Genomic DNA, 26573 nt, shown 5'->3' with positions numbered 1-26573 from the left:
CTTCATCCTTTTCCACATATTTTGTATAGTATATCATCATACGGCTATTGCCCCACATGCCCAAACTACCCATGTTACTAAACACTGTCAGGGCTATATAAAAAGATAGTGTCAGTTTGCCACTCCTTACTACTAGCGGACCCTAAAAAAGACCAACACTTTGAATTAACTAAAGTGCTGGCCTTTCATTACAGAATTTTACTGCACCGAATTCAAATTTCCAACAATATAGGAACAATCATCGGCTCCTTCCTCGTATGTTCTTTGACATATTGCGCGATGGCCCTTTTGATCTGTTTTTTCATGACATTCCTGGAAAATCGATTCGCTTGATGAAGCTCGTTAATTGTTTCTATCGTAATTCGATCCATTCCCTTTCGTAGTTCAGAGAAATTCTGATCGACAAATCCGCGAGAAATAAATTCGGGATCTGCGAGGACTTTTTCCTCCTGTTTATTCATTGGAATGATAATCATGAGCATTCCATCTTCAGAAATTTGTTTGCGATCCCGTAACACAAATTCCATATCCCCTACATCCACTCCATCAACATACGTGTTCCCACTCGGGATTGTTCTCGTACTGCGGGCAATCGAATTTTCAATATCCACAATATCACCATTTTTTAAGATAAACGTATTGCCCTCTTCTACGCCTACAGATTCTGCGAGCATCCGATGATGATGCAGCATTCGATATTCCCCGTGAATAGGTATAAAGTATTTCGGCTTCATTAAGGTAAGCATGAGGCGTAAATCCTCTTGGTAACCATGACCCGAAACATGCATACCGGAACTGCTTCCTGAACCATAAATGACATGTGCTCCGAGCTTATACAAGTTGTCGACAATACTGGTTACATTCTTTTCATTCCCGGGGATTGGACCGGCTGCAAGGATAACCGTATCTTCCGGTAAAATTTCTACATCGCGAAAGTTACCCGTGGACAGACGGCTAAGGGCCGCCATCGTCTCTCCTTGACTCCCGGTACATAAAATTGCCACCATCTCTGGAGGCAATTTATTAATATCCCGTGGTTCAATTAACATGCCTTCAGGAACTGTTAAGTAGCCACGCTCCATCGCAACTTTCGCTACATTTACCATTGACCGGCCAAGTAATGCCAGTTTTCGCTCGGTTTTCTGTGCAGCATGGACAACCTGTTGGATACGGCTGACATTTGAAGCAAAAGTAGATACAATCACTTTCCGCTTTGCCTTTATAAAGGTCTGTTCCAAATTTTTACCTACCATTTTTTCTGATGGAGTGTAACCAGGTCGTTCTGCATTGGTACTTTCCGATAAAAGAAGCAATACTCCTTTGTTGCCGATGTCAGCCATTTTGTGGATATCTGGTCTTTCATCAGTTGCAGGAGTCAAATCAAACTTGAAGTCTCCAGTATGTACGATCGTTCCATCTGGAGTGTCGAATACAATCCCTAAACAATCCGGAATGCTATGGGCCACTTTGAAAAAGCTAATATTCATTTCCCCAATTTGGGTTTCCGAATCGGAGTTGATTTCAATAAGCTCACTTTCTCGCAAAAAACGATGTTCTTTTAATTTGATTTCAAGTAACCCGAGTGTGAAGCTCGTCGCATACACTGGCACATTTACTTCTTTCAAAAAGAAAGGCACTCCGCCAATATGATCCTCATGTCCATGTGTAACGATCAAGGCACGTACTCTATCCTTATTTTCGATAAGGTAAGAAATATCAGGAATGATGAGATCAATTCCCAATAAGCTTTCGTCAGGAAACTTATTTCCACAATCGATAATTACAATATCATTTCCATATTCAATCGCGTACATATTCTTCCCAATCTCATGTAAACCGCCAAGGGCAAAGACAGATAAGACATTATCCTTTGTTCGCATATAAATACCTCCTGGTAGCAAATATGGTTTAGTATACCCTTGATTTTTGTTTTTAATTGCATGGGTACTGAACATCGTCCAAATAGTACCAGCTTTACTGGGGAGAGCCATCCCTGTAATAATGACCACTGCTCTTTCAGTGGATTTATGGGTATTTTTTAGATTAATAAACGTGAGGTTTTAAGGTTGTACAGTCAATGAATGAGTAAGAGATGTAAGTATGCGAAAAAAACGTATCCACCCTCTATCTATCACTAATGAGGTAATCTGCTTAGAAAATGGTTCGGAGGCTTGGTTTGTATTTGAACTAACGACAATAAATGATGCCTATAATCCTAGGTTATTTATTAACAGTAAAGATTACTTTTCGAAAGGTGAGAACGTGAAAGCGTAAAAGAGGTTGTGGGGAATTTAGGGGTGGTACTAGCAACGTATCCATCAGTCGAAAAAGGTTTTGAAACAAATTGAGTATGAAGTGAATAATCGCTTACCCAATCAATTTCCCCCTCATTTAACTCTAAGTACATTACATACAAGTTAATTGTCAATTGAATAAACGAAATATTTAAATAATATCAAGGAAAAAATATCCTCATTTTGGAACAGATTCTCAGGATGCCACTGAATACCAATGACAAATCGATGCTTTTTACTTTCAAAAGCTTCAATTATACCATCACTTGATTTTGCACATACCTCAAAACCATCTCCAATTTTTCGAACAGCCTGGTGATGATAGCTATTTACTTTAAAACGAGTTGCTTGGACAATTTTTTGATAAAAAGAGTTCTCAGTTACGTCAATGTAATGGGAGGTATGTGTTCGTGGTGCCTTTTGATAGTGTTGTAAAAGTGGTCTTTGAGATTGAGCATAGATATCTTGATGCATATCACCACCCGTTGCTAGATTTAAAATTTGGCATCCCCTACAAATTGCTAAAATCGGTTTATCCAATTCGAGTAATTTAGTAATTAGCAACATTTCAAAACGATCTCTGTCTGGACAAATTTCACCTAAATTAGGATGTGGTTCTTCTCCAAAAAGGGTCGGGTCAATATCGCCGCCACCTGTAACAAGTAATCCATCAATTAATTCAGCTAGTTGATTGATAGAATCTTCGTCGTCCAGGTTCGGTAAAACGACTGGTACTGCACCTGACTTAACGATTGATTTAATGTTATCCAAACCTGTAGTTAATAATTTTTCGTTTTTAATATCTGTCGTAATTCCAATTATTTTCTTCACAAAATTCTCCTCCAATGCCGTATTTTCTTTTTCGGAATGGCACCCGTTTCTTTCACATCATCAACCACTCTTCCAATATTGTTAAAAGAAGGGAGAATATTTTTATATAAAGATTCCCCTTCCCCCTCCTCTAGTAAACTGTTTTGTAGAACGCTCAAAGAGATTATTCCCTAGTTCTTCTTAAAGGAGCATAATTTGTTTACTTAACCCTCGTTGCGATATATGCAGGTTATTAGCGGCCTGACCAACTCTTAAAAATAATTTAAATGCAGCACTTTCATATCAACAAAGATATATCTACCAACTTAAGTACAGTTCTATGTTAATTCAGTCAAGAACAGATATACAATTCCTGTTTTGTTTGGAGGATTAATTGATTAAGTAAGACATCTAACTCTACACTACAGTTAATTGTTTCAATGTTTGTAAGCCCCTTGGCAGCTGCTATTTCATACATCTTTTTTCTCTTTTCCTCTACCTTAATGTATAGTTCTTTAACAGTCATATTATCCTCCAAAATAAAAGTCTAATTTTAAAAATTGTAATTAATCACTTCCAGAAAGTTTCATATCATCTTCTATGTTCGCTAGTATGGTATTATGGAATACATGTTCACCTACTGTTACTTTAATATCTTTTATAATTCCACTTACCCCTAAGTAAACTTCCGTTATTTTACCATCACCATTCATTACGGAGAATAAAGGTTCCCATTCATACACATATGTTGAGGGAGTAACATATACATTCATTACTTTACCAGTACAGTACGGTTTAACTTCATGAATTTTTTGAAACAACTTTCTTTCACTTCTAGATTGTATTTTTAGACCCATCCACGATAGAGACATGCTTCTGCCACTTTGCGGACTCCTACCATGTATGCAGCAGTTCGCATAGAAGCTGAATTTTCTAATTCTTCAGTCTTTTTTTGCATAATGTCCTCCAGTTTAAAGGTCTTAGTGTCTTACCCCAGAATCCCATTATTTTTATCAAAAAATTTTTTTACATTAATGAATTGATCAATCTTTTTGTTTTATAGGGATGCCTTCCTATCCAGGTTAGTAGACATCCCAATTTTGATGTTAAAACCCTTTAATTTACTTTTACAAATTTAACTGCATCAGCTATTACATACTTCCCATCCGATGCACTGCTACTCAATTCTACGTTACCATGAATTCCTGCCTCAAAAGGATATGCTGTATTACCAAGTTGAACCCACCGTCCTCCAGATACAGTCTGGTCTACAAAAACCGTTGTGGATCCTCCAGAATAATTAATAGTATATGGAGCCATTGTTGTTCTATTAGATGTTCCGTCTGGGAGCCAATAATATATTTCATAGTTCCCTGGATTTGTAATATACGGTGTCCATACAACTTCTTTTCCTGTTCCACTTGTTGATCGATATAAATAATTATCACCATAATAATTCGGCTGGGTACTAGAACTAGACCATTCAGAGTACATCGTTGCATCTCTATTATCAAGCTCAATATTATTGAGATCTCCAAACTCCACTATGATCTTTGCTCCTTTTAATGTTTCCCTCATTGAAAATTCATCATCCATTGAACCAGAACTTCCGACAAGGGCAATACTATATTCTCCATCACCTTGTTCAATAAATGATGGATTTAGAGGGATGTCAATCACTTCATTTTCATTTAGCTGCCCCGCGTTATATGTCCCATATGTTTTACCATCTGTACTCGGCTTTGTATTCCAAGTAACAGTTTGTTCATTCCAAGAGGAAGTTGTCTTTGTAACAAAGAAATTTGTATCACCTGCCAAACCATTGTCACTTTCCGTGAGTCTTAATTTAATAGACTGAATTGGTTTTCCTGTAACTCCTTTTAAATTGAATTTTAGATAAGATATACGATCATCATGCTGTACACTTAAGAAATTATTGTAATTACTATCAGGATTATCAGAACGAACATAAGCATCTTCAACTGCTGGGAATATACTTGTTTCACTTTCATAATACTCTTTCATTTGCTGTGCAACTGCCTTTTGCCACTGAATCATATCACTTTTTAATTCATTGAGTGTTCTTGATCCATCCCTAAGCTCAGTCATAAAGTTATCATATTGATCAAAAGCCCAATTTTCAATATCAAACGTATATTTCATAACACCTGATTCACCATAATATTCACCTGTTAACGCATAAGTATCAATATCATGGTCCGAGTTTCTTCCGCAACTATAGCCACAGGCGTTATCATCCGTATAGTCATAAACTTGGCGACGCTTTTCGTTGATGGATGAGTACATATCCATTAGTTCTTCAGGAACCTCACCTGCATAAGGAAAAATCGGTACAAAGATTCCCGCAGCTGGCTCTCCCAATGCTACCCAAATCGTAGTTAATCTTCCTTCATAAGGATCATCGATTTTCGATCCAACTAATACAGTTCCAAATGTAGATACAAAGCGATTTAAATGCCAACCTGTTGGCTTTTCCTCTCTAGGCAGATACCCAATATTCCTTGAGAGGGTTTCAATGCTATTTTTATCACCTAATGCATATGAACCAACATCTTTCTGAATAAAGTAGCGATAATCTTTTAAATGGGGGTCATCCATACGAATCCCTGCCCTTGGATATCGTTTCACAGCACTTGATGAATAAGACCAGTCATGTATACCATCAGGAATTGTACCCTCACTTGTTATATTTCCATTACCATCCACATCTGTAACTTGATTATCAACAAAATATGGAAAGCCATTTGATTTTGTCCAATTAACTTTTGAAAAATTAGTTCTCCAATCAAAACCACTATACTCACCATCTAACGGATTAGTTGTATCTTTATCATCATCATGTAATGCCGTGAAATATCCATTAGCATCTTGAGCATATTCTTCCGTTACATTATCACGAGTAAAACTATCACCATCAATCTCAAATGTAGCTGCATTTCCCCAGCGATCAAATACACTTATAATAGTAGAAGTATTTCTGGCAAAGCTTCCATTAAAGCCACCACCATCATTTGTATCTCTTAATATTTGTTCAACATCATCAATATGCTCAGCACGAGAAAGTATAATGTGATTTAAGTAGCCAGCTCTCATACCATTTTCTAAATCCTGTGAAACTGGAAATCCATTATCTTCCGCAAAACTTGAAGTTAAAGTATGCCCTGCAACCTGTACGAGTCCAAGCCCTCTGTCATTTGCCCCAACCCATGGTATCTGTATGCTTGTATGTTCATCAATTCCTGATGATCCAATTGCTGAAACACCTGAGTAATTGAAACTTGATAAATAACGATCCCCAGCTCCAAATGAGCTGCCATCAGCTTGATAGTGGTATGGTATAACTTTCCACCCGTCGCTTGTCGACCAATGATCTCTATTCTTCCATGCTACTGGACGACCGTCTGTTGTCGAATTCCCTGTAGCAATTGCTGAACTTGAAGCCCACGCTTTAGGTTGGAACAATGTCATAATCAAAACCAAACAAATAGTCGCTATACCGATAAAATTTAAGACATTTCTAATCTTCATTCCTCCCTCTCCTTTTCAAAGAAAATAACTTTTGCCTAAGAAAAAGCATACTTCCACCAAGAACTAAAATGATCAAGTTTACAATACACCATCCATTTATTAACCTTTAACCACCTCCTTTTAAAACATATCATTTAAAGAGTTTAAATTTTCAATGTTTCGGAGGTGCCTCCTCTCCTCGGATCGGCGACCCCGATTAATTCATTATCTTCATCTACGAACATTAATCCATGAACACCACCGTAAAATATATTAATTGGATGATACTTTACGTTATAACCATTCTTGGTTAATCTACTTTTGATTTGGCTATCTATATCCTCTTCCAAATACAAAGTGTAGTCATGGGCAAAAATTCTTGGCTTCTTTACTGCCTTTTCAAGCGACCAGTTATTTTGCAATGTCCTTAATAATATCCTAGTCAGCATAGTTGGTATTCTTTTTCCTCCGGCTGACCCAATTGTAAGAAAAGGTTTGTTATTATGGCATAATATTGTTGGCGCTATGTTGCTATGTGGGCGTTTTCCGGGTTTAATGACATTTGGTGAAGATGACGTTTTGGTAAAATTTCTCATTTGATTGTTAAGGAAGAAACCTGCTATGTTTTCACCACAACCAAAAAAGTCGCTGATTGTATTCGTAACGGAAACCATCATTCCATCTCTATCTACCACAGTAAAATGGGTAGTATTGTTAAAATCATTATTCTCTTTTGATGAGGCTACTTCAAAAGGGGTTTTATAAATCTCGTAAAACATATTCTCAATATAGTCACTGCTAATTATTTTTGAAGCATCAATGTCAACAAAATCCGGATCACCCATTGTACTTAAGCGGTCTAAATGTACCCTTTGCATTATCTGACTTAACCCTAAAATAAATTCAAAACTAGCATCTGCATGTTCATGCAACTTCATTTTTTCAACCATATGTAAAGCCTGAATCAACGTAACGCCAGCAAGGGGAGGAGGAGCTGATATAACTTCAAATTCCAAAAACCTACCAACAACAGGTTCCCTTTTTATTACTTTATATTTGTAAATATCAGAAACTTCCTGCCCGTTGATAAGGTTATGAATTTCCTTTGCTATTGGTCCTTTATAAAACCACTCTGAACCATGTCTTTTAATCTTCTTTAACGTTAAAGCTAATTTTTTTTGTTTTATAATGCTGCCAATTGGATGAGGAGTTTCATCAGAATAGAATTGCTGTAGTTTTATTTTAGATAAGTGTTTTGCTTCTTGCAGTCTACTATGGAGGATATCATTTAGTTCAAATCCTTCCTCAGCTACCAGAATGGAAGGTTCAATAAGTTGATCAAATGGGTATGTTCCTCTCTCCGAATGTATCGTCTCCATCCCTAAAACAAAACCAGGTATCCCAATGCTTTTACTAGTTTCACCAGATATAGGGGCCATTTCCCGATAATCATAAAATATCGGTTTGTCATTTACAGAATGAATAAGCATTACCCCTCCTCCCCCTATACCTGATGCATAAGGTTCCACAACCCCTAGCGTATAAGAAACAGCAATTGCTGCATCAACGGCATTTCCCCCTTTTCTCAAAATTTCAACACCAACGTCAACAGCCTTTGGATGTGCTGCACTAACCCCACACCATTTTTTTTTATGGTTAATTCTCATGTGAAGTACCATTTAAATCATTGATATGATAAGAATTTAAATAATGAATCATATCAACCAGTGATGCTATTAAAATTTTAAATGAATCAATTCGATTTAACGGATCTCTAAATTTTTTATTGATCTCCATTTGGAAACAAGGTACCTTCAATTCATGATGTACAAATGAGGTTATCGTCCCTTTATGTGTCGCTGCAAACATTTCATTCTCAAGAACATTCATGATGCCATTGTTACTGAAAATCTCTTTGATTTCATTAATAGTATTGCTACTCATTGTTTTTCCATGAATAGTTCCTAAATCTATATCAAAGTTTCTTTTTGACGATGCTCCATGTAGATCTATCACAAACTTAATATTGCCTTTCTTTATGATTTTCTCTAACTCTATCTTATATTTCCCTTCGATCACGTAATTAGGATCTTCCTCAGATGTTCTGGTTGAATATATACAATGACAGTCTAAAAGTTTTTGGGTAAATAAACCAATTGCTCCAGTATAATCATCTGAATCTTTTAATTTTCCATTCCGCATTTGAGCTACACTGTGGGGCATAGATAACAAAATTGGAATAGAGCCAAAGCTTTTTTCATAAGAATGCTTAGCTAATATATTTCCTTTATAATCATTAAGTGCGAATTGACTTTCATAGGCACTAGCGATGGACTTAAGCAGTTCCGTTTTCAAACTCTTTACCTCCTTGATGGTTAATAGGATAATGACATGCAAATTGGTGGTACGAGTGTAACCTTTTCATTTGAGGCTCTTCTCTTTTACACTTTTCCTCAGCATAAAGACATCGAGTATGAAAACGACAACCGCTAGGAGGATTTACTGGGTTAGGAACATCCCCTTCTATAACCGTCTGTTTTTTGTTACCCCTTAATTTTGGGTCTGGTACAGGTATAGCTGATAGCAATGCTTCTGTATAAGGATGTTTAGGGTTTTTAACAATTTCATTTTTATCGGCAATTTCTACAATCTTCCCCATATACATAACCGCAATTCTGTCACTGATATATTTGACTGCCGGTATACCATGACCGATAAAAATGTAGGTTAAGCCCAGTTTCTTTTGAAGATTTGATAATAAATTTAATATCTGAGCCTGAATGGAGACATCCAATGCGGAGATAGGTTCATCACATACAATTAGTTTTGGATTTAGCGCTAATGCCCGTGCTATACCAATTCTTTGACGCTGTCCTCCACTAAATTCATGCGGGTATCGGTATGCCTGACTTTTATTGAGCCCTACTAAATCCATCAAACTATAAACCTTGTTTTCAAGCTCCTCACCTTTTGCAATTCGGTATGTTCTCAAAGGCTCTGCTATAATATCGAGTACCTTCATACGTGGATTTAATGAAGAGAAAGGATCTTGAAAGATCATTTGGAAATCTAACCTTTTTTTTCTTAATTGATTTGCCGATAAATTACTCATATCCTCGCCCTCAAATAAAATCTGGCCTTCTGTTAGCGGAAGCATTTGCATGATAAGGTTGCCCAGCGTAGATTTCCCGCACCCAGATTCGCCAACTATACCAATCGTCTCCCCCTTTCGTACACGAAGACTTATATCATCAACTGCTTTAAGATAGGATTTATTCTTTAAAAATGAATTCGAAATATCGTAATATTTTTTAACATTCTTTAATTCCAACAATATTTCATCATTCTTTCTAATTAAATCATTCATTTTAATCTCTCCTCTATTACTTTCTCATGAAGATAACAGCGCACTTTTTGTTTTTCCTTTATTGTAAATAGCTCTGGATCTTTTTCTTTACATTTTTCATGTGTGAATTTACATCGAGGATGAAATTTACATCCTGTAGGTCTATTTTGTATAGTCGGTACCGTTCCTTCTATCGCAAGCAGCTCTTCGGACTCACCATGAATCTTTGGTGTGCAATCAAGTAAACCTTTTGTATAAGGATGTTCCGGTTTCTCAAAAAGATCATATACCGTTGACTGTTCAACCACTTGGCCAGCGTACATAACAACCACACGATCAGCCATCTCTGCCACTACTCCTAGATCATGTGTAATTATTAATATCGTGGTTCCTTCTTCTTCACTTAGTGACTTCATGAGGTTTAGTATTTGTGCTTGAGTAGTAACATCTAAGGCAGTAGTAGGTTCATCTGCTATAATTAATTTTGGCCGGCACGATAAAGCCATTGCAATCATAACTCTTTGTCTCATTCCTCCACTGAGCGTATGGGGATAAGAGTAGTAGACTTTTTCAGGTCTTGGGATACCTACTCTGTTTAAAAGTTGGATTACCTTTTCTTTTGCTCGTTTTCCTTTCTTTTTTTGATGTAGCTCGATACTTTCCTGAATTTGTTTCCCCACAGTAAGGACAGGGTTTAAGGCAGATAAGGGCTCTTGAAATATCATAGATATTTCGTTTCCTCTAATCTTTTTTATCTCTTTATCAGTCATTTTAAGCAAATCTTTACCTTCATATAGGATTTCTCCAGTTACGACTCTCCCTGGGGACGGCACTAAACCCAAGATGGATAAAGCCGTAACGCTTTTACCACTCCCCGACTCTCCTACAATTGCGACTGTTTCTCCTTTTTTTATGTCTAGTGAAACATTATCAACCGATGGAACTTGACCTTCCTCTGTATAAAATACAGTTTTTAAATTATTTATCTGTAATAACTTGCTCACGGCTTACGCCCTCCTTGGTACTCCATAAGGATGAAATCCAAAATCTCTTTTTAGCAGAGTCTATTTCATAAGGATATTGAATATTATCCGTTACACTTCAGTACGTGGGTCCAGCACATCACGTAGCCAATCCCCAAATAATATAATACCTAATACCGTTACTGTTATTGCAATTCCAGGAAATGTTGCAACCCACCAATTAGTGGCGAGATAATCTCTACCTTCACTTAAAATCGAACCCCAAGATATACTTTGAGGACCCAGACCCAAGAAGCTTAAAGATGATTCTGTAATAATACTTGTCGCTACATTTATCGTCGATATGACAATGATTGACGAAAATACATTTGGCAGCAAATGTCTCGTCATAATAAATGAATGCCTTACTCCCATTGTCTTAGCCGCTTTAACATATTCCCTTTCTTTTAAGCTTAATACTTCACTTCGTACCACTCTTGCGTAGGCGATCCAACTTGATACACCAATTACAAAAATAATAGTTAGTAATGTTGGGTTCATAAAGCCAAGAATTACAAGAGCTAATAGTATACTGGGAATAGCAATTTGGGAATCTACTATTCTCATTAGTAAGCTGTCTACCAAACCACCATAGTAACCAGAGATTAACCCTACTGGTATCCCAATTAGCCCAGCAACCAAAACTGAACACACACCAACAAGCATAGAAATTTGTGAGCCATAAATGATTCTACTAAAAACATCTCTACCCAAATTATCAGTACCCAATAGATAAGTACTTTCTCCTCCGTCTAACCAAATGGGTGGTAAAGAACTCTTTCCAAGATTCACCTCAGTAGGATCATGAGGAACAATCAAAGGAGCGAATATCGCTGTAAATGTAAAAAGTATGATTATAATAACTCCTATTAAACCTACTTTACTTACAAGTAACATTTTTACCCATTTCATGAGGGTTTTCCTTTTAGATAAGTTAATGAACATTTGTGCACCTTCCCTAATTGTACTTAATTCTAGGATCTACAACCCGGTATAATAGGTCCGCTAACAGATTTACTACTATAACAAATACAGCGATTACAAGGACACATGCTTGAACTACTGCCATATCTCTTGCATGTATTGCTTGTATAATTAATTGCCCTAAACCAGGCCAAGAAAACACTGTCTCTGTTATAAGTGCACCACCAACTAATGTAGAAATTTGGAGTGCGATGATCGTTATAACAGGCAACATAGAATTTCTTAATGCGTGTTTAAAAATGATCACAAAACTTCCTAACCCCTTACTACGGGCTGTTCGAATATAATCTTGACTAAGTACTTCTATCATATGCGAACGTAACATTCTAGTTAATTGAGCTGCCATGGCTGTTCCTGCTGTAATTGCTGGCAATATCAAGTGATATATAGTACCTTTTCCAGATACCGGTAACAGTTGCAATGTAACTGAAAACAATAATACCAGCATCATCCCCAACCAAAAGTTTGGCATTGCCTTACCTAATATAGATGAGCTACTAATAAACAAATCGACAAATGTATTTCTTCTAATCGCTGACCACACCCCTAATGGAATCGCAATAATCGTAGAAACAATAATCGATGCAATCATTAGTTCAAAGGTAGCTGGCAATCGTTCTAATACAATTCCTAGTGCTTCTTGTTTGTATATAAACGATTGACCAAAATCTCCGTTTACCGCATTTAAAAGAAAAATACCATATTGTACGATGAATGGTTTATCGAGTCCCAGCACTTTACGCATGTTTTCAATTTCTGCTTGTGATGCATCTTCCGGTAACATTAAGGCGACAGGATCCCCTGAAAGATAGACAAATAGAAAGACTAAAAAAGAAACAATAATTAAGACTGGGATAACTTGAAATAACCTTCTAATAATGTAAGTCAAATACATTCACCACCTTTTTAGAATATTTGCGAGAGGAATTGAGTTAAAATCATTCCTCTCGTAAATTATGAAATAATTATTGAATAAAATCTTCGATGACAATCATACTGTCAGTTCTAGGAGTAAAATTCACCTTATCACTAGTCCCGTATACTTCATTTTGTAGATATAGATATAGGTGAGGTCTCTCCTCTGCTACAATTTCTTGTATTTTTTGATATTGCTTGCTTCGAACTTGAGTGTTCATATTTGTATGGGCTTCATTCCATAAATCGGCTATTTCTTGATTTTCATATCCTGCACGCTCTTTTCCTGTTTCTGTAGCAAATTCCTCAAGAGCAATTGAACCATCAAATAATGAGTTACCATAAGCTGCGAAATATAGATCTCCAAAATCACCAGTATTACGCATTTCAACAAAACGGCTATATTCAACAAATTGAACATTCACATTAATTCCAGCTTGCTTTAGCATAGCGGCAATTGTTTCATTTACTTCTTTTGACTTTAAATAACGGTCACTTGGAACTGTAAGAGTAATATCTACACCATTTGGGTACCCTGCTTCTTGTAACAACTGTTTTGCTCTTTCAATATCATATAGTTGTGTATTGAATAAATCCGGGTTTGAACCAAAATTTCCCGGAGTAACTCTCGTTCGAGTAGGTGTTGCCTCTCCTTTTAACACGTGCTCTGTAATTGCTTCATTATCAATAGCTAACTCTATGGCTTCACGCACTTTAGGATCAGAAGTGACATAACCTTCTCTATGTTGTATCCCTAATAAAGCTACACGTTGGGATGGAGCAGATGTTGCTGAAACTCCCTCAGCATCCTCTATTCTTGTTATATCGTCAGGGGTTAAGTCAGTAACTATGTCAACACCTCCTGTTATAAGCTCATTAATACGAGTCATTACTTCAGGGACAACTCTGAATACAACCTGGTCAACATCTTGGATATTTCCTCCATAATAATTTTCGTATGGTTCTAAAATGATACGATCATCTCGGCGCCATTCTACAAACTTAAAGGCACCTGAGCCAATCGGATTGCTTAAGAAATGGTCCCAACCATTCTCTTCAATATATTTTTGTGGCAGTATCCCAGACCCAATGCGTGAAAGAAGATTGATTAACGTTGGTTGAGGGCCATCAGTAATGATCTGAAATTTATGGTCATCTAACACCTTTACTTCCTTAATGACTTTCAATCTAGAATGTTCCGTTAACGCTTCATCCTTGGCAACTCTTTCTAATGTAAATTTAACGTCATTAGCAGTTAAAACATCTCCATTATGGAAAGTAACTCCTTCTTTTAAATCAAACTCCCAAACCTCATCGTCTATGACTTTATAGTCTTTTACAAGGTCAGGTTGAACCTCCATCTCCTTATCACGTTTAAGTAAGTAACTGAAAATATTAATATGGACAGCTTCTGTGATGATTTGGTTATGGTCATGGATGTCAAAGGATTTAATATCAGTAGGAATACCAATTACTAGTGTCCGATCTTCCTCATTATTACTTTCTTCCACTTCATTACTATTTTGTCCAGCTTCTTCATTTGTACTACCACTAGAGGTAGAGGTTGAACTTTGCCCTCCATTACATGCAACTAATACAACTACTAGAAATATGAGTGTAAAAACCTTTATAGATTTCAACATTGTACTCCCCCTATTAATTAATTAAATTTATTTTTTCGTCTCGATGACTATCATGATGATGCAAGAAATTCAAAGCATATTGTGATAGTAATGCAGCTCCTAGCGAAAGTGCTTCTTCGTCTATATCAAACTTTGGATGATGAAGAGGATAAGATGTTTCTTCATTACATCTTGTACCAAGTCTAAAAAATAAGCCCGGAACCTTTTGCGTATAATATGAAAAATCTTCTCCACCCATCGATGGATTTATAATCGAGAAACTATCTTCTCCTAAAATTTGGCTGACTGTTTGTTTAAATTTCGGTATTAGTGCCTCATCATTTACAACAGAAGGATAGCCATGATGATAGTTAAGTTCAAATGTAGCATCGAAACTGCTGCATATTCCCCTTACTATATCCTCAATTTTCTGTTTTACTTCATACCTCAAACTCTCATCTAGCAATCTTACAGTACCCTCTAATGTTACAGACGACGCTATAGCATTGTAGGCTGAACCACCACTTATCTTTCCGATTGTTAGAACACTAGGACTAAGAGGATCAATTTGACGACTTACGACTTGTTGTAATGCATTTACAATGATCGATCCAATAGCTAACGCGTCAACAGCCATATGTGGATGAGCAGCGTGCCCTCCTTTTCCAATTATTGTAAGATTGAACCTATCTGAAAAAGATGTGCAAGGACCCGGGCAAATTGCAACTCTCCCTGTTTTTTCATTTGGATATACATGTAATCCGACAGCTGTATCAACCTTAGGATTCTCTAAAACACCTTCTTCGATTACTTTTTTTGCTCCAGCTAATCCCTCTTCCGCTGGCTGAAAAATAAACTTCACATTACCTCTTTCAATACCATGATCTTTAATTACCTTAAGAGCACACAGTAAAATGGACGTATGTGCATCATGTCCACAAAGATGAGCTTTACCATTTACTTTGGAAGCATAATTCACTTTCTTTTCATCATTAATAGGTAATCCATCGATATCAGCTCGTAATAGGATGGTAGGACCTTCCTTTTTTCCTTTAATCAACCCAACTAGACCCGTACCTGCAATTCGTTTCACATTATTGATATTGAATTCGTTCAACTTTCTTAAGATAAAGTTAGAAGTATTGAATTCTTCAAATCCCAATTCTGGATATTGATGTAAAGTTCTTCTCCACCTCCTTACCTCCAAATCCATTTTTTTTGTTTTATATAAAAGTTCATTCATTCCCCACACCTCCTCCACATCTTGAAATCGGTTTCATTTTATAATTTGCATATGAGGTGTAATGGCGCCATCAACCTTGAACTAATGGTATATGTCTTTTTTTATGTCATCAACTGTCAATAATTTACTTAAATTTTCAGAATATAATTTTCTAACTTTAATTCCTTTAAAATTGAGAATCTTAATGAGATAAACCCGCCATTATTTTACTGAATATTTATTACAGAGTAAAAAAATGACGGGGAATATTCTTGGGGCTTGAAGCTATAATTTAAATTTTATTTTATCTATAATCAATTCATTAATACATGACCAAGAGCAAACTGGAAGAATTATGGTATTTGATGTAAGGAGTTCTCGTTTAGAAAAATTCACCAAATAAACGGCTAAAATTCAGCACTTTACTTTTAGCCTGAATACTGCCATCAGAATTTACCACTCTTGACATGTTATTTACCACAAAGTGCCACAAAATATACCATCGATTGCCAATGTATTTACCATAAATATGTAGAAGTTGTTTAATGCAAAGTAAAAGTTAAGAATATTGCCATGAAGTTAATCCAGTCTTGCCATGTTTTTGATCCACTTATGAAACAATTTTGAGCCACCGTTGCCCATAGAGAGAGTCAGTATACTTGATGCTGTTATAGCAACAATCCCACCACCCTTGACCTTGTTTGTGTCCATGGTAGTGGTTTGGATGGCGGATGGCGATAAAACAGCTTATAGGGCTCCATCCGCATTAGCAGCGTACCACGGACAATCACTTCTAAGTTCCGCTGGTGGAGCCCCGTCCCCTTCCAGCGGAACTTAGAAGTGGCACGTCGGTCAAGGGCAAGCAGCTAAAGCTGTGGTTAAGATAGTGTTATATTCTAGTGAGTGGATCACCTTTGTCTTAATTGGCTCATTTTCTTGTCACAGGTGCATCCAAAAGATGGCATAACTGGTTCAATCGGTTGGCTGTAATCACCTTCGGACGAGAACTACCCGTACATACGGTGATTTCTCCTAGACTGATTTTGTTATGATGTAATTCCAAAATCTTTCGATAATGTATCAAACAAAAAACCTCCTATTTAAAAGTGTCACACCACCATAGGTGTGTTCACTAATTATATAGGAGGTTTGAACTGGTAAACAGTTTGGCAATCGTTGGTAAATTCCTCGTCATTCTGTGGTAAATAATATGGCAGAGGTGGTAAATTTCAGTGGCTGTAATCATTAGCCGTCTCTTTTATTTAAATATATAACGTCTTTAAATCAAACAACCCTGTCATTTCTGCAAATAAAGATTAATTTCTTAACCTTTACGTTCTAATCTATAATTTGAAGGAGTTACACCCGTAACCTTTTTAAAAACACGGCCAAAGGTTCTTTCAGTATATCCAACGTTTTCAGCTATTTCGTAAATTGAATATTTTGTATTTTTAAGCATGTCTTTCGATTTTTCGATTTTTATTGCTGAAAAATATTCAACGAAACTTTGACCTGTTAGCTTCTTAAATAACCGGCTTAAATAGCTAGGATTTATATCAAAGTGATTAGCAACTTCCCCTAATGTTAATGGCTCAGTAACATTGTCCATAAGGAACCTTTTTACCGAATTAATCGTATTTACTCCACTATTCTCACTTTGTTCCATAATTTTATCAAAAAAACCAGGTAAGATATCCTTTTCAAACATTTTCTTAATATCATTTAATGTTTTCTTTTCGAATAATTGATTATGGAAATCATGTTTTATTTTCACTTTATCATCTTTACAATTTTCATCTAAAATACGATACAAAGAAATATATAACATCGTAAATGCATGATAGATTGACTTATAATTATAAGTTTGCTTCCTAATAAATTTGATAAAATTATTTAACTCAGTAAGAGCGATTTCTTGATTATTGTTTTTTACTCCTTTAAGTATTGATTCTTCTATATGATAAGGATAAATTAGGAATTTGGTATATTGCATTTCATCATAACTAATAACCTGGTTCATTCCTTTATTTAACCTAAATCTTAATGCCTCTTCTGCATTCAAAAAAGAAGTTTTAATCTCATCCGCACTTTCTGTTAAAGTCCCTATTCCAATTGAACTTTGTATTTTTAGATGTTTGTTGATTACTTGGTGTGCCGTATTAACAAGGTCAATGAGTTTTTGCTTATCTTGAATATGCTTTTCTCTTTTAGGTATCGGTAACAGCACTACTAATCGTTCCTGCAATGGAAGAAAGAACGGATACAAATTATATTGACTTAAACAACCAGAGATAACGTCACCCGCTTTTTCATGAACTAGAAAAACTGAGTCTTTCTCAACCTTTTCATATTCTATAACCAAAACAATATAGTTGTATGATGGATCTATTCCTACTTCATCAAGGTAATTGTTTAACTCATTAACATTTAAATCAGTAAATAACCATTTACTTAAAAATGCTTCGAAATTATATTTTCGACTTTCTATAAGTTCTTTATTTATGTTTTTTACCTTTTCATTCATATTACTAATTGTTGAAGCTAAGAGAGCCCATTCCTTTATTAAACCCTTGCGCTTTTTAACACTTAATCCTTTTACCAATTGTCTTAAAGGAGAATAAAGATAGATAGATGCACAGAATACCACCAACAACGCTATTAATAGTACGATCAAAGCGGTTAAATTTAAACTTTGCATAAAGTCATTTTTTTTATAGAACAATGATTCAAATGGGACTTCATATAATATTAACCATTCACCCGAATGGATTTTTGCGTGGAAAAGGATAACTTGGTTTCTTTCGTCTATTAGGAATCCAACTGGATCCGTGTGGTTAAGCATGGATAGGAATTGTGTATTGTCGACAAAGAGACTAGCATTTTCTTCTTTTTTATGAAAAAGGACATTTCCGTTTGACTTGATAATTTGATAATTTGATTCTTCAACTAAATAATAAGACTCTAAACTTTCTGTAAGAAAAGCTTGGTTTAAATTTATAGTGAAATATCCTTGTGGAAAGTTTGATATAACAGGTAATGGTTGAACATAAGAAATAGTATTATTTACGCTATTAATATTCCAAGTTGTTTTTCTCAAAGCTTCAACTGTTTGATAAAATTGCCTTTTATTATCAGAAAACTTATCTAATGTATCTACACCATTTGCAGTAGAAATTAATAATGATGACCCTGGAATAAATAATTCTACACTTTGTATTTGATTAATTGTCTGAGAAAATTGATTTAAACTTTTTGAAATTGAAAATATTTTTTCGTTATTATTTTCTAATTCTCTGTCATAAATTGATTCTATTACATCTTGGTTTAATACGATTTCTGTTGCTCTCTTTTCAACTTGATTCAACTCATTCTGTAACCGATCTTTGACTTGATTAATAATTTCAACACTATTATCTATAGCTTCTCTTTCAAGATAATTAGCTGTTTTGATATAAAAAGAAAAAAACACTAATAAAAATATGAAGACCACGCTTCCACCAAGTATGAGAAGCATTTTAATTAAATATTCCCCTCTAAAATACTTCATTTCTCACCTCAATTTTATTAAAAGTAATAATTAAAATGGTTCTTCTTACTTTTTCAATGCTTTAATGATATAAAATATGTTATCGAGAGATTTATGGCGTAAAAATGGAGATTTACGAAACCTAAGTCCCGCACAACCCAGCTACCTTACTAGACGCAGGAGTAAAAGCCCATGGGATGGATACCACTAGTTGTTCGGTATAGCATGTTTTATAGGTTGCATTTTTACTTTACACCATTCAACTCATCATTGGATGGTACATAGGATTTCCCTATTTCTAACTTTAGACCTTTACATTAATCAGCCGTGGGGCATATCCATTGGCATACCTTTTACGAAGAAATGGCTGTAGCATTCGTTGTGTCAATCCACCTGTACTCCAAATCCGTTGCCTGTCAGCTAAGACGCATGCAGGAGTGTGACTGACGGAGGGTTTCAAGAAACATGATTCTATCATTTCTCATCTTTGGTTGTATAGTTGGAATTTAGAAAAGAATTCCCTTTTCTTTCTGCACAAAAATGCTTATGACAAAAAATTGTCGTGCTTCTCCCTTAGTTAAAACCCCCATTTTGCAACCTTCAAAATTATTTTAACATAAATATTCAGAACATATTATAAAATAAAGAAAAAATAAACTATTTATTATATTTTTCGTCTAACAGTCCAAAAATGCATTCCAAAATTTATTGGTAGAATAGATATTGTAACCTTCTGTTCTTACAATACTTTGCATGTTCGCTCAATTTCAGTGTCACCCTCCCGTAGCACAGTTGGTTCGTTTCAGGTTGATGATTATCAAAAAAATCGTTTCAAAATGTTTTTCTCCGTATATTAAAAATACCACCGCTAGAAACGCTGTGGTATAGCCAAATAATTATACTTTATCTTTAGAAAAAGGGTCAGACTCCTTCACGCTAATACTTAAGAGAAGCAACGGACTGACCACAAATTCTTAACCTCAATTTAATTTATATTCCCCACTATTTACTTGATTTGTTCTTACAAAAAGAATGACTAACCCACAAACAAATGCGCTTATTCCCATTGCAATAAAGGCCACATTGTAATCACCGCCAAAAACAGTAATTAAATATCCAGTAATGGTAGGAGACAGAAAGCCTCCAACAGTTGAACCCATATTGACAATAGCAATTGAGGACCCGATCACTTCGCGCCGAATCAATTTATGTGGCCAGCTAAACAGCGTAACGTAGACTGCATTGGATGTAAGTGTAAAAAGAAACATCATGATAATCGAAATAACTAAGCTATCGGCAATGGCAAAAGTAATACACGCAAGTCCACAAACGATAATAGCAGTTAAAGCAAACCGCTTATCCTTTCCTTTAAAAACTTTATCGACTATAAAGCTTGAACTAAGTGCACCGGCACTCATTAAAATTGCATTGATACCCAAAATAATACTTATTGCTCTTAAATCAAATCCAAAATCCGCCTCATAGAGGGATGGCAGCCAGGAAAGGTAGCCGTATAAAACAATATTTAGAAAAAGTAGTGCAGTAAATAGAATAAATACATTCTTATCTTTAAAAACAACACTGATTGGAACCTTTTTCTCTTTTTTCTTTTTTTCCGCGTTTGGGTCCTTTTTCTCTTTCGGAAAGAAGATCAAAATCATAAGAATCGAAACAGCAAATAATATAGCTAGTCCGAAGTAGGCATAGCGCCAGTTCATATTAATTAACGAGGATCCTAGTGTAAATGCAAGAATGCCTCCAATACCAGATGTTGATAAGATCAATGACTGGACAAACATCTTTTGTTTTGGCTTAATGGTATTTGCTACAACCTTTGCCGAGCTTATCGGCACTCCAGCATGCCCAAGCCCTGCAATTAATCGGATAACCATCAGCAATATTAATGAGCTTAAAAATCCAAAGAAAAGGGTTGCAACTAGAATCGTACCAATTGAAATCAATAATACTTTTTTCGGTCCAATTTTGTCAGAGAGCCATCCGCTTGGAAATTGCATCACGGTATATCCTATGAAGAACATACTCATTAGCAGGCCTGATTGGCTGGCATTTAAGCCCAACTCTGCTTCCATTGGAATGATTGCTGCTGCAATCATATTTTTGTCCATATATGTCAATGCATATCCAAACATAATAGCAACAATCAGCATGACATTATTTGGGGACTTCTTTTGATCCATTTATTCCACCTCTAAATTTTCTAGTTTATCACAGGTTAACTGGCGACAAGCCCCTTTTCGAACAGAATTCGGGAATAATAAGTATTGTTTATAGGAAAAGAACAGCAAGTCAAACTCCCGATTCGTATAAGTGCCTGTGAGTCTCTTTTTGTGGTGCTGACAATAATAGGAAAATGAAGAACCCCCACTAACTGGAGGTTCACATTATCTATAATACCCTAAAACGACATTTTAAGAAAAGAATAAAGGAAAATTTTCTATTACTTGTCGATAATCTTTAGGATACATTAAGAACCCTTATCTTAACGAGGAAGAAATGTATTCAACCATTTCTCTTGCTGCATATGTAACATACTTATCTTTCTTTAATATAATTCCTATCCTCCAAATGATGGGTGGATCAACGATCGGAATCGCTTTTATGTCACTTTGGTCTACTTTTTCTGCAAGGGAACGAGGGAGAATGGAGATGCCAAGGTTCTGTTTAACCATTTCCGTGATAAAATCCCAATAGGTACTTTGGTAAGAAACATGTGGGTGAAATCCTGCTTGTTTGCATTCCTGTATAACTTGTTGATAGAGAGTGGAATCATCTTGAAAATGAACAAATGATTCATCTTTTATCTCTAGTAAGGAAACCTTCTCTCTAGCAGCGAGAGAGTGAGAAGAATGAACAAATAACATCATATCTTCCTCCACAAAAGGAATAACATCAAATTCCTCCTCTACAGGTATTGCAACTACACCCAAATCAAGTATTCCCTCATTAACAGCTTGCTTCAGTTTAATTGCTCCTTTTTCTACTATTTGAATCGAAATTTCGGGATATAAATCTCCAAAACCTTTAAGTATTTTTGGGAAAAATAAATATCCGAGAAGTGGAGGAATTCCTATTTTTAACTTTCCTTTCTTCAAATTCATCATATCACTTAAAAGGTCCGATAAATTTTCAATCGATTCTAAAATCTTCTGCCCTTCCTCAAATACAATTTCTCCTGCAACAGTTAATTCAATTTTTTTTGCTGAACGATCAATGAGTTCCACTTTTAACTCACTTTCTAGATTCTTTACCATTTTGCTAATTGTTGGTTGAGATAGGCATAAAACTTCAGCTGCACGTGTAAAACTTTTTTGCTTTGCCACTTCGATAAAATAATATAATTGCTTCGTATCCATTTTTTGGCTCCTCATAACTTTATATCATTATTATTATGTATAGTATTCATTTTATCTATAATTAGCTTAGTTGTACACTATCTAGAAGCGAAACGTATTACTTATAGACAAAATGCATAGGTTTTATAATTTAAATTCATTTTACTTATGAAATATTATCTGTTAAATTAATTTATGTTAAAGCAATTAATGAAATATAGCATTAAGATATTGACTTCGATTATTGAAAACGTCATCAAAATGACCTGGTGAGTGGTTACACTAAATGAGACTGTAATAGTAGTCTAAAGGGGATTGATAACGTTACTATTTCGTATTCACAATAAATGATCAACACAAAAGTTTTACCATCATTAAAGTATTTATTTGGATTTCTGAAATTTTTTCGCTAATTATCCTTAATTAATAATACCTGAAATAATCTATTAGTAATTAAAACATTAATGAAAGGAGGTGTGCATCATGAGAAGCTCTCAAAGTTGTAGGTTGGAACCATGAGATTGCTAGTTTACTGTAAAACAATGGATGTAATGAAAATTAGTCAGGATATTGACTGCTTACTTAATATCCGTAACAACTAGAGAATGGGAGAAGGGCAGAGTGGACATATTAGGTATCATTGGAATATTGTTAGGTATTTTAACAATCATTCTATTTATTATAAAAAGATTTAATATCATCATTGCAGCACCGATCGCAACGATCGTTGTGTTACTGTTTAACGACGTACCGATATTAGAGACCGTATTTGGCCAAGAAAATTCTTATATGACGGCACTTGCTGGGTTTATTGCAGCAAATTTCGCTATATTCCTATTAGGTTCGATTTTAGCGAAATACATGGATAAAAGTGGGGCAACGATTTCCATTGCAAATAGAGTATTGTCAGTGGTAGGAACCAAAAATCCGTACAACGCGTTAGTGGCATTATTTATCATTTCAGCCATCCTTACTTACGGTGGTATTAATGTATTTGTTATCATATTCGCATTAATTCCGATGGCTAAACCGATCTTCAGAGAACTTAATATTTCGTGGAAATTAGTTGTCATTCCAGTGTTTGGCGGGACTTCAACGTTTACGATGACAATGATGCCCGGGGCACCTTCCCTACACAATATTGTGCCTTCAACAACCTTGGGAACCACATTAACAGCTGCACCGCTTATCGGAATTGTAACTTCCATCGTAGCGATTGTCTTCATACTAGTATTTATGAAATTATCGCTTTCCAGAAGCTTGCGTAAAAACGAGACATTTAATGTGGATGAGAAGGCTGGAAGTAAAGATGAGATATCTAAACGTGAACTTCCACCATTTATTATAAGTTTACTGCCTATCGTCGTGTTATTAGGCATCATATTACTATTTAGTTCTGTGAACAACATCATTATTGTCGCTTTAATAGTTGCTATTCTTTTGAGTGCAATTCTTTTCCGAAAACAAATTGCCCAGCAAAAAGAGGTATTGAATCAAGGTGCTAATGAATCATTATCATCAACGATTACAACTGGTAGTACAATTGCATTTGGTAGCATTGCAACAAGTGTTCCTGCGTTTAAGGGTGTATTTCAAGCGATTCAATCCATTCCAGGACCTCCCATCCTCTCATTAATGATTGGTACAGGTCTTATAGGCGGTATTACTGCTTCTGCTGTTGGCGCAATTGGCATTTCTGTTGCAAATTTTGCCCCTATTTATTTGGAAATGGGATTAGATCCGGAAACGATTCACCGCGCAATCGCAATTGGTTCTGGAGCTCTATCCATTGTGCCTTATTCTGGATTCTTGATTATATTCAACAATATAACGGGATTAACGATGAAAGACACCTTCAAAAATGGATTTATCAGTATAAGTGTTACCCATTGGATTGCAATGGCCGTTATCGTAGTCATGGCATTGTTTGGTTTAGCTTAAAGCATAACTGTAGAAAGCTTTTATATCTGATACGAATTATTCAAGTTGGACACGGTATCAAGAACTTTATACTAAAGTTTTTTATGTATAGATTTCAATACTATGAAAAAATATATTACAATATGGGAGGAATTAAGCATGAGCAAAAAAATTGGATTTGTAGGATTAGGGACAATGGGCTTTCCAATGGCGGTTAATTTAAAGAAAGCTGGTTTTGAGGTAATCGGTTATGATGCTTTTAAAGGGGTCTATGAAAAAGCAGAAGCTGCAGGATTAACCATGGTAGAGACCTTAAAAGAAGTGGCAGAACAAGCTGATGAAGCGATTATATCCATGGTTCGTGACTATGCTCAAAATGTTGACATTACTTTTGGTGAGGATGGTCTACTATCTGCCAAACCTAAAAATAAAACAATTATTGTTATGAGTACACTCGATCCTCAAACTATGAATCAATTAGGTGAAAAAGTTGAGGAGGAAAGTGAACTAAAGTTAATCTCTGCTGCGGTAAGTGGTGGTGCTTCAGGTGCTCAAGCTGGAACTTTATCAATTATGACATCTGGTAAAGAAGAGATTGTAAAGTCTTTCGAACCATACTTTGATGCTATTGGTTCTAACACATTCTATTACGGAAGTGAACCAGGCAACAGCCAAGTAGCCAAACTAATTAACAACCTTATCTTAGGTATTAACATGAACGCTGTGGCTGAAGGACTTAAATTAGGAAAACACTATAACTTACCTGAAGAAGAGGTATTAAACTTATTAAAAGTAAGTACTGGTGATAGTTGGGTGGCCAGAAATTGGAGTGATGTTTCTGAATGGACCGCAGAAACTGCCTTGGCCGTTCTACTTAAAGACTTAATAGCAGCTTACAACCAAGGGATTAAACATAATGTATCCCTACCATTCAATGCATTATCATCCACACAATTATTTGACGCTATGGAAAAAGAAAAACCAGAAGCATAAAAAAGGAGAGTTCTTTAAGAATGAATATATTAGTAGTAAAAGCAAATAATCGCCCTTCAACAGAAGGAATTTCCAGCAACATGTACGAAACGTTTATAGCTGAATTAGAAGGTAAAGACGTAAACGTAACAACTTACGATGTGTTTGAAGAAGACACACCTTACCTCGGTCAAGATCTATTTAACGCTTTCGGGAAAGTACAAAATGGTGGAGATTTAACAGACGTTGAATCACGTCTTTTAACTGCAAAGCAAAAAGCAATGGACGCAATCACAGCTGCAGACGTAGTCGTATTCGCGTTCCCATTATGGAATTTAACCATCCCAGCTAAATTACAAACATTCATCGATTATATATATGCTGCAGGGTTTGCATTTAAATATGACGCTGAAGGCAACATGATTCAATTAATGACTGATAAAAAAGCTATTTTCCTAAACGCTCGTGGTGGGGCTTACTCCACACCAGAGGCAGCTCCAATGGAAATGGCCGTTAACTACATGCGCAACGTATTCGGCGGTGTATTCGGTATGCAAATCATCGATGAAGTGATTATAGAAGGTCACGCTGCGATGCCTGATCAAGCACAAGAAATTATTGCTGCAGGAATGGAAGAAGTGAAATCTTCGGCACAACGTTTATTAGAGTTAGCTGTTAAAGCATAATTAAAAGGACCACGGGGACAGGAACACTGGTCCACTTTGTCAAAGAGAGAGATTGACAGTATAAATATATCAAACTATACTAATAATAAGAAAAAGGTACTTAGTAGCAGTAACTACTAAGTACCACAACTACAACCGCATAAAGAGCGGTTGACCAGTATAGTTGTTAGCTCAAAAAGAAGTAATCGCAAAACCTAGTACACAGGGGCGGTTACTTCTTTTTATTTAGAAGGACGATGATTGTAACAATTAGTGCTAAGCATGCTATAAGAAAATAGCTGAATTGTAAAATAAACTCATTGCTTCATATGTCGGCATCCTTACCACTTCATAAGGAAGATGGCCAACCGCCCACTATACTATGTAGTTGTTG

Annotated in this window: 22 protein-coding genes; 4 read left to right on the top strand and 18 right to left on the bottom strand. The window is 35.7% G+C overall.

What is annotated here, in order from left to right:
* Nucleotides 1–212: 212 nt before the first annotated feature.
* Nucleotides 213–1880: a ribonuclease J gene (locus tag A4245_RS00565; protein WP_067724632.1), complete on the bottom strand. Its 1668-nt coding sequence runs from the start codon at nt 1878–1880 to the stop codon at nt 213–215.
* Nucleotides 1881–2100: 220 nt separating this feature from the next.
* On the opposite strand from A4245_RS00565, the gene A4245_RS19930 reads away from it, so the two are divergent.
* Nucleotides 2101–2274 (top strand): hypothetical protein, encoded by a 174-nt coding sequence (locus A4245_RS19930; RefSeq protein ID WP_157087615.1) that lies wholly within the window; start codon nt 2101–2103, stop codon nt 2272–2274.
* Between the two features lie 143 nt (nt 2275–2417).
* Here A4245_RS19930 and A4245_RS00560 read toward each other — a convergent pair whose 3' ends face one another.
* The 16 genes from A4245_RS00560 to A4245_RS00495 form a co-directional block, all read right to left on the bottom strand.
* Complete coding sequence (locus tag A4245_RS00560) at nt 2418–3125, bottom strand: gamma-glutamyl-gamma-aminobutyrate hydrolase family protein (RefSeq protein WP_067724630.1); 708 nt, start codon at nt 3123–3125, stop codon at nt 2418–2420.
* A gap of 331 nt (nt 3126–3456) precedes the next feature.
* Nucleotides 3457–3630 (bottom strand): aspartyl-phosphate phosphatase Spo0E family protein, encoded by a 174-nt coding sequence (locus tag A4245_RS19500; RefSeq protein ID WP_084268611.1) that lies wholly within the window; start codon nt 3628–3630, stop codon nt 3457–3459.
* Between the two features lie 40 nt (nt 3631–3670).
* The gene (locus tag A4245_RS00555) at nt 3671–3976 is read right to left on the bottom strand and encodes a biotin/lipoyl attachment domain-containing protein (RefSeq protein ID WP_157087614.1); all 306 of its coding nucleotides are present in this window, start codon (nt 3974–3976) and stop codon (nt 3671–3673) included.
* A 244-nt stretch (nt 3977–4220) separates the two neighbouring features.
* Nucleotides 4221–6653, bottom strand: a complete 2433-nt coding sequence (locus A4245_RS00550) for a golvesin C-terminal-like domain-containing protein (protein ID WP_067724626.1) — start codon at nt 6651–6653, stop codon at nt 4221–4223.
* A gap of 143 nt (nt 6654–6796) precedes the next feature.
* Nucleotides 6797–8299, bottom strand: coding sequence for a gamma-glutamyltransferase (gene ggt, locus A4245_RS00545; RefSeq protein WP_067724624.1), 1503 nt, complete (start codon nt 8297–8299; stop codon nt 6797–6799).
* Nucleotides 8289–8987 (bottom strand): hypothetical protein, encoded by a 699-nt coding sequence (locus A4245_RS00540; RefSeq protein WP_067724623.1) that lies wholly within the window; start codon nt 8985–8987, stop codon nt 8289–8291. The genes ggt and A4245_RS00540 overlap by 11 nt, the downstream gene beginning before the upstream one ends.
* A complete protein-coding gene (locus A4245_RS00535) occupies nt 8968–9999 on the bottom strand; it encodes an ABC transporter ATP-binding protein (protein ID WP_067724621.1) in 1032 nt (343 codons plus the stop codon). The genes A4245_RS00540 and A4245_RS00535 overlap by 20 nt, the downstream gene beginning before the upstream one ends.
* Entirely contained in the window at nt 9996–10982 is a 987-nt protein-coding gene (locus A4245_RS00530) for an ABC transporter ATP-binding protein (RefSeq protein WP_067724619.1), read from the bottom strand. Before A4245_RS00530 ends, A4245_RS00535 begins: the two co-directional genes overlap by 4 nt.
* Nucleotides 10983–11072: 90 nt before the next feature.
* On the bottom strand, nt 11073–11912 hold the full coding sequence (locus tag A4245_RS00525) for an ABC transporter permease (protein WP_234402316.1): 840 nt from the start codon (nt 11910–11912) through the stop codon (nt 11073–11075).
* A gap of 46 nt (nt 11913–11958) precedes the next feature.
* The gene (locus tag A4245_RS00520; protein WP_234402315.1) at nt 11959–12873 is read right to left on the bottom strand and encodes an ABC transporter permease; all 915 of its coding nucleotides are present in this window, start codon (nt 12871–12873) and stop codon (nt 11959–11961) included.
* A gap of 76 nt (nt 12874–12949) precedes the next feature.
* The gene (locus A4245_RS00515) at nt 12950–14542 is read right to left on the bottom strand and encodes an ABC transporter substrate-binding protein (RefSeq protein WP_067724613.1); all 1593 of its coding nucleotides are present in this window, start codon (nt 14540–14542) and stop codon (nt 12950–12952) included.
* Nucleotides 14543–14555: 13 nt separating this feature from the next.
* Complete coding sequence (locus A4245_RS00510) at nt 14556–15764, bottom strand: M20 metallopeptidase family protein (RefSeq protein WP_067724611.1); 1209 nt, start codon at nt 15762–15764, stop codon at nt 14556–14558.
* Nucleotides 15765–16671: 907 nt separating this feature from the next.
* Entirely contained in the window at nt 16672–16827 is a 156-nt protein-coding gene (locus A4245_RS20265) for a hypothetical protein (RefSeq protein ID WP_199860628.1), read from the bottom strand.
* 240 nt (nt 16828–17067) lie between these two features.
* Complete coding sequence (locus A4245_RS00505; protein ID WP_067724609.1) at nt 17068–19290, bottom strand: helix-turn-helix domain-containing protein; 2223 nt, start codon at nt 19288–19290, stop codon at nt 17068–17070.
* Nucleotides 19291–20249: 959 nt separating this feature from the next.
* Nucleotides 20250–21467, bottom strand: a complete 1218-nt coding sequence (locus tag A4245_RS00500; protein WP_067724607.1) for an MFS transporter — start codon at nt 21465–21467, stop codon at nt 20250–20252.
* Between the two features lie 297 nt (nt 21468–21764).
* Nucleotides 21765–22643, bottom strand: a complete 879-nt coding sequence (locus A4245_RS00495) for a LysR family transcriptional regulator (protein WP_067724605.1) — start codon at nt 22641–22643, stop codon at nt 21765–21767.
* A gap of 600 nt (nt 22644–23243) precedes the next feature.
* Between A4245_RS00495 and A4245_RS00490 the strand changes: the two genes are divergently transcribed.
* From A4245_RS00490 to A4245_RS00480, 3 genes are all read left to right on the top strand, one after another.
* On the top strand, nt 23244–24563 hold the full coding sequence (locus A4245_RS00490) for a GntP family permease (RefSeq protein WP_067724603.1): 1320 nt from the start codon (nt 23244–23246) through the stop codon (nt 24561–24563).
* A gap of 138 nt (nt 24564–24701) precedes the next feature.
* The gene (locus tag A4245_RS00485; RefSeq protein ID WP_084268609.1) at nt 24702–25535 is read left to right on the top strand and encodes an NAD(P)-dependent oxidoreductase; all 834 of its coding nucleotides are present in this window, start codon (nt 24702–24704) and stop codon (nt 25533–25535) included.
* Nucleotides 25536–25555: 20 nt separating this feature from the next.
* Entirely contained in the window at nt 25556–26200 is a 645-nt protein-coding gene (locus tag A4245_RS00480) for an FMN-dependent NADH-azoreductase (protein WP_067724599.1), read from the top strand.
* Nucleotides 26201–26411: 211 nt separating this feature from the next.
* On the opposite strand, the gene A4245_RS20890 is transcribed toward A4245_RS00480, so the two are convergent.
* On the bottom strand, nt 26412–26492 hold the full coding sequence (locus A4245_RS20890) for a putative holin-like toxin (RefSeq protein ID WP_407668343.1): 81 nt from the start codon (nt 26490–26492) through the stop codon (nt 26412–26414).
* Between the last annotated feature and the right edge of the window lie 81 nt (nt 26493–26573).

It is taken from the genome of Oceanobacillus damuensis (assembly GCF_001618145.1).
In the GTDB taxonomy this organism is placed as follows: Bacteria; Bacillota; Bacilli; order Bacillales; family Amphibacillaceae; genus Oceanobacillus; species Oceanobacillus damuensis.
This window is presented reverse-complemented; position numbering and strand designations above follow the sequence as displayed.

What these genes read in the sequence shown, in the direction of transcription:
- A4245_RS00565 (WP_067724632.1), bottom strand. Translation starts at nt 1,880, where the DNA reads ATGCGAACAAAGGATAATGTCTTATCTGTCTTTGCCCTTGGCGGTTTA.
- A4245_RS19930 (WP_157087615.1), top strand. Translation starts at nt 2,101, where the DNA reads ATGCGAAAAAAACGTATCCACCCTCTATCTATCACTAATGAGGTAATC.
- A4245_RS19500 (WP_084268611.1), bottom strand. Translation starts at nt 3,630, where the DNA reads ATGACTGTTAAAGAACTATACATTAAGGTAGAGGAAAAGAGAAAAAAG.
- A4245_RS00555 (WP_157087614.1), bottom strand. Translation starts at nt 3,976, where the DNA reads ATGTCTCTATCGTGGATGGGTCTAAAAATACAATCTAGAAGTGAAAGA.
- A4245_RS00550 (WP_067724626.1), bottom strand. Translation starts at nt 6,653, where the DNA reads ATGAAGATTAGAAATGTCTTAAATTTTATCGGTATAGCGACTATTTGT.
- ggt (WP_067724624.1), bottom strand. Translation starts at nt 8,299, where the DNA reads ATGAGAATTAACCATAAAAAAAAATGGTGTGGGGTTAGTGCAGCACAT.
- A4245_RS00535 (WP_067724621.1), bottom strand. Translation starts at nt 9,999, where the DNA reads ATGAATGATTTAATTAGAAAGAATGATGAAATATTGTTGGAATTAAAG.
- A4245_RS00525 (WP_234402316.1), bottom strand. Translation starts at nt 11,912, where the DNA reads ATGAAATGGGTAAAAATGTTACTTGTAAGTAAAGTAGGTTTAATAGGA.
- A4245_RS00515 (WP_067724613.1), bottom strand. Translation starts at nt 14,542, where the DNA reads ATGTTGAAATCTATAAAGGTTTTTACACTCATATTTCTAGTAGTTGTA.
- A4245_RS00510 (WP_067724611.1), bottom strand. Translation starts at nt 15,764, where the DNA reads ATGAATGAACTTTTATATAAAACAAAAAAAATGGATTTGGAGGTAAGG.
- A4245_RS00505 (WP_067724609.1), bottom strand. Translation starts at nt 19,290, where the DNA reads ATGAAGTATTTTAGAGGGGAATATTTAATTAAAATGCTTCTCATACTT.
- A4245_RS00500 (WP_067724607.1), bottom strand. Translation starts at nt 21,467, where the DNA reads ATGGATCAAAAGAAGTCCCCAAATAATGTCATGCTGATTGTTGCTATT.
- A4245_RS00495 (WP_067724605.1), bottom strand. Translation starts at nt 22,643, where the DNA reads ATGGATACGAAGCAATTATATTATTTTATCGAAGTGGCAAAGCAAAAA.
- A4245_RS00485 (WP_084268609.1), top strand. Translation starts at nt 24,702, where the DNA reads ATGAGCAAAAAAATTGGATTTGTAGGATTAGGGACAATGGGCTTTCCA.
- A4245_RS00480 (WP_067724599.1), top strand. Translation starts at nt 25,556, where the DNA reads ATGAATATATTAGTAGTAAAAGCAAATAATCGCCCTTCAACAGAAGGA.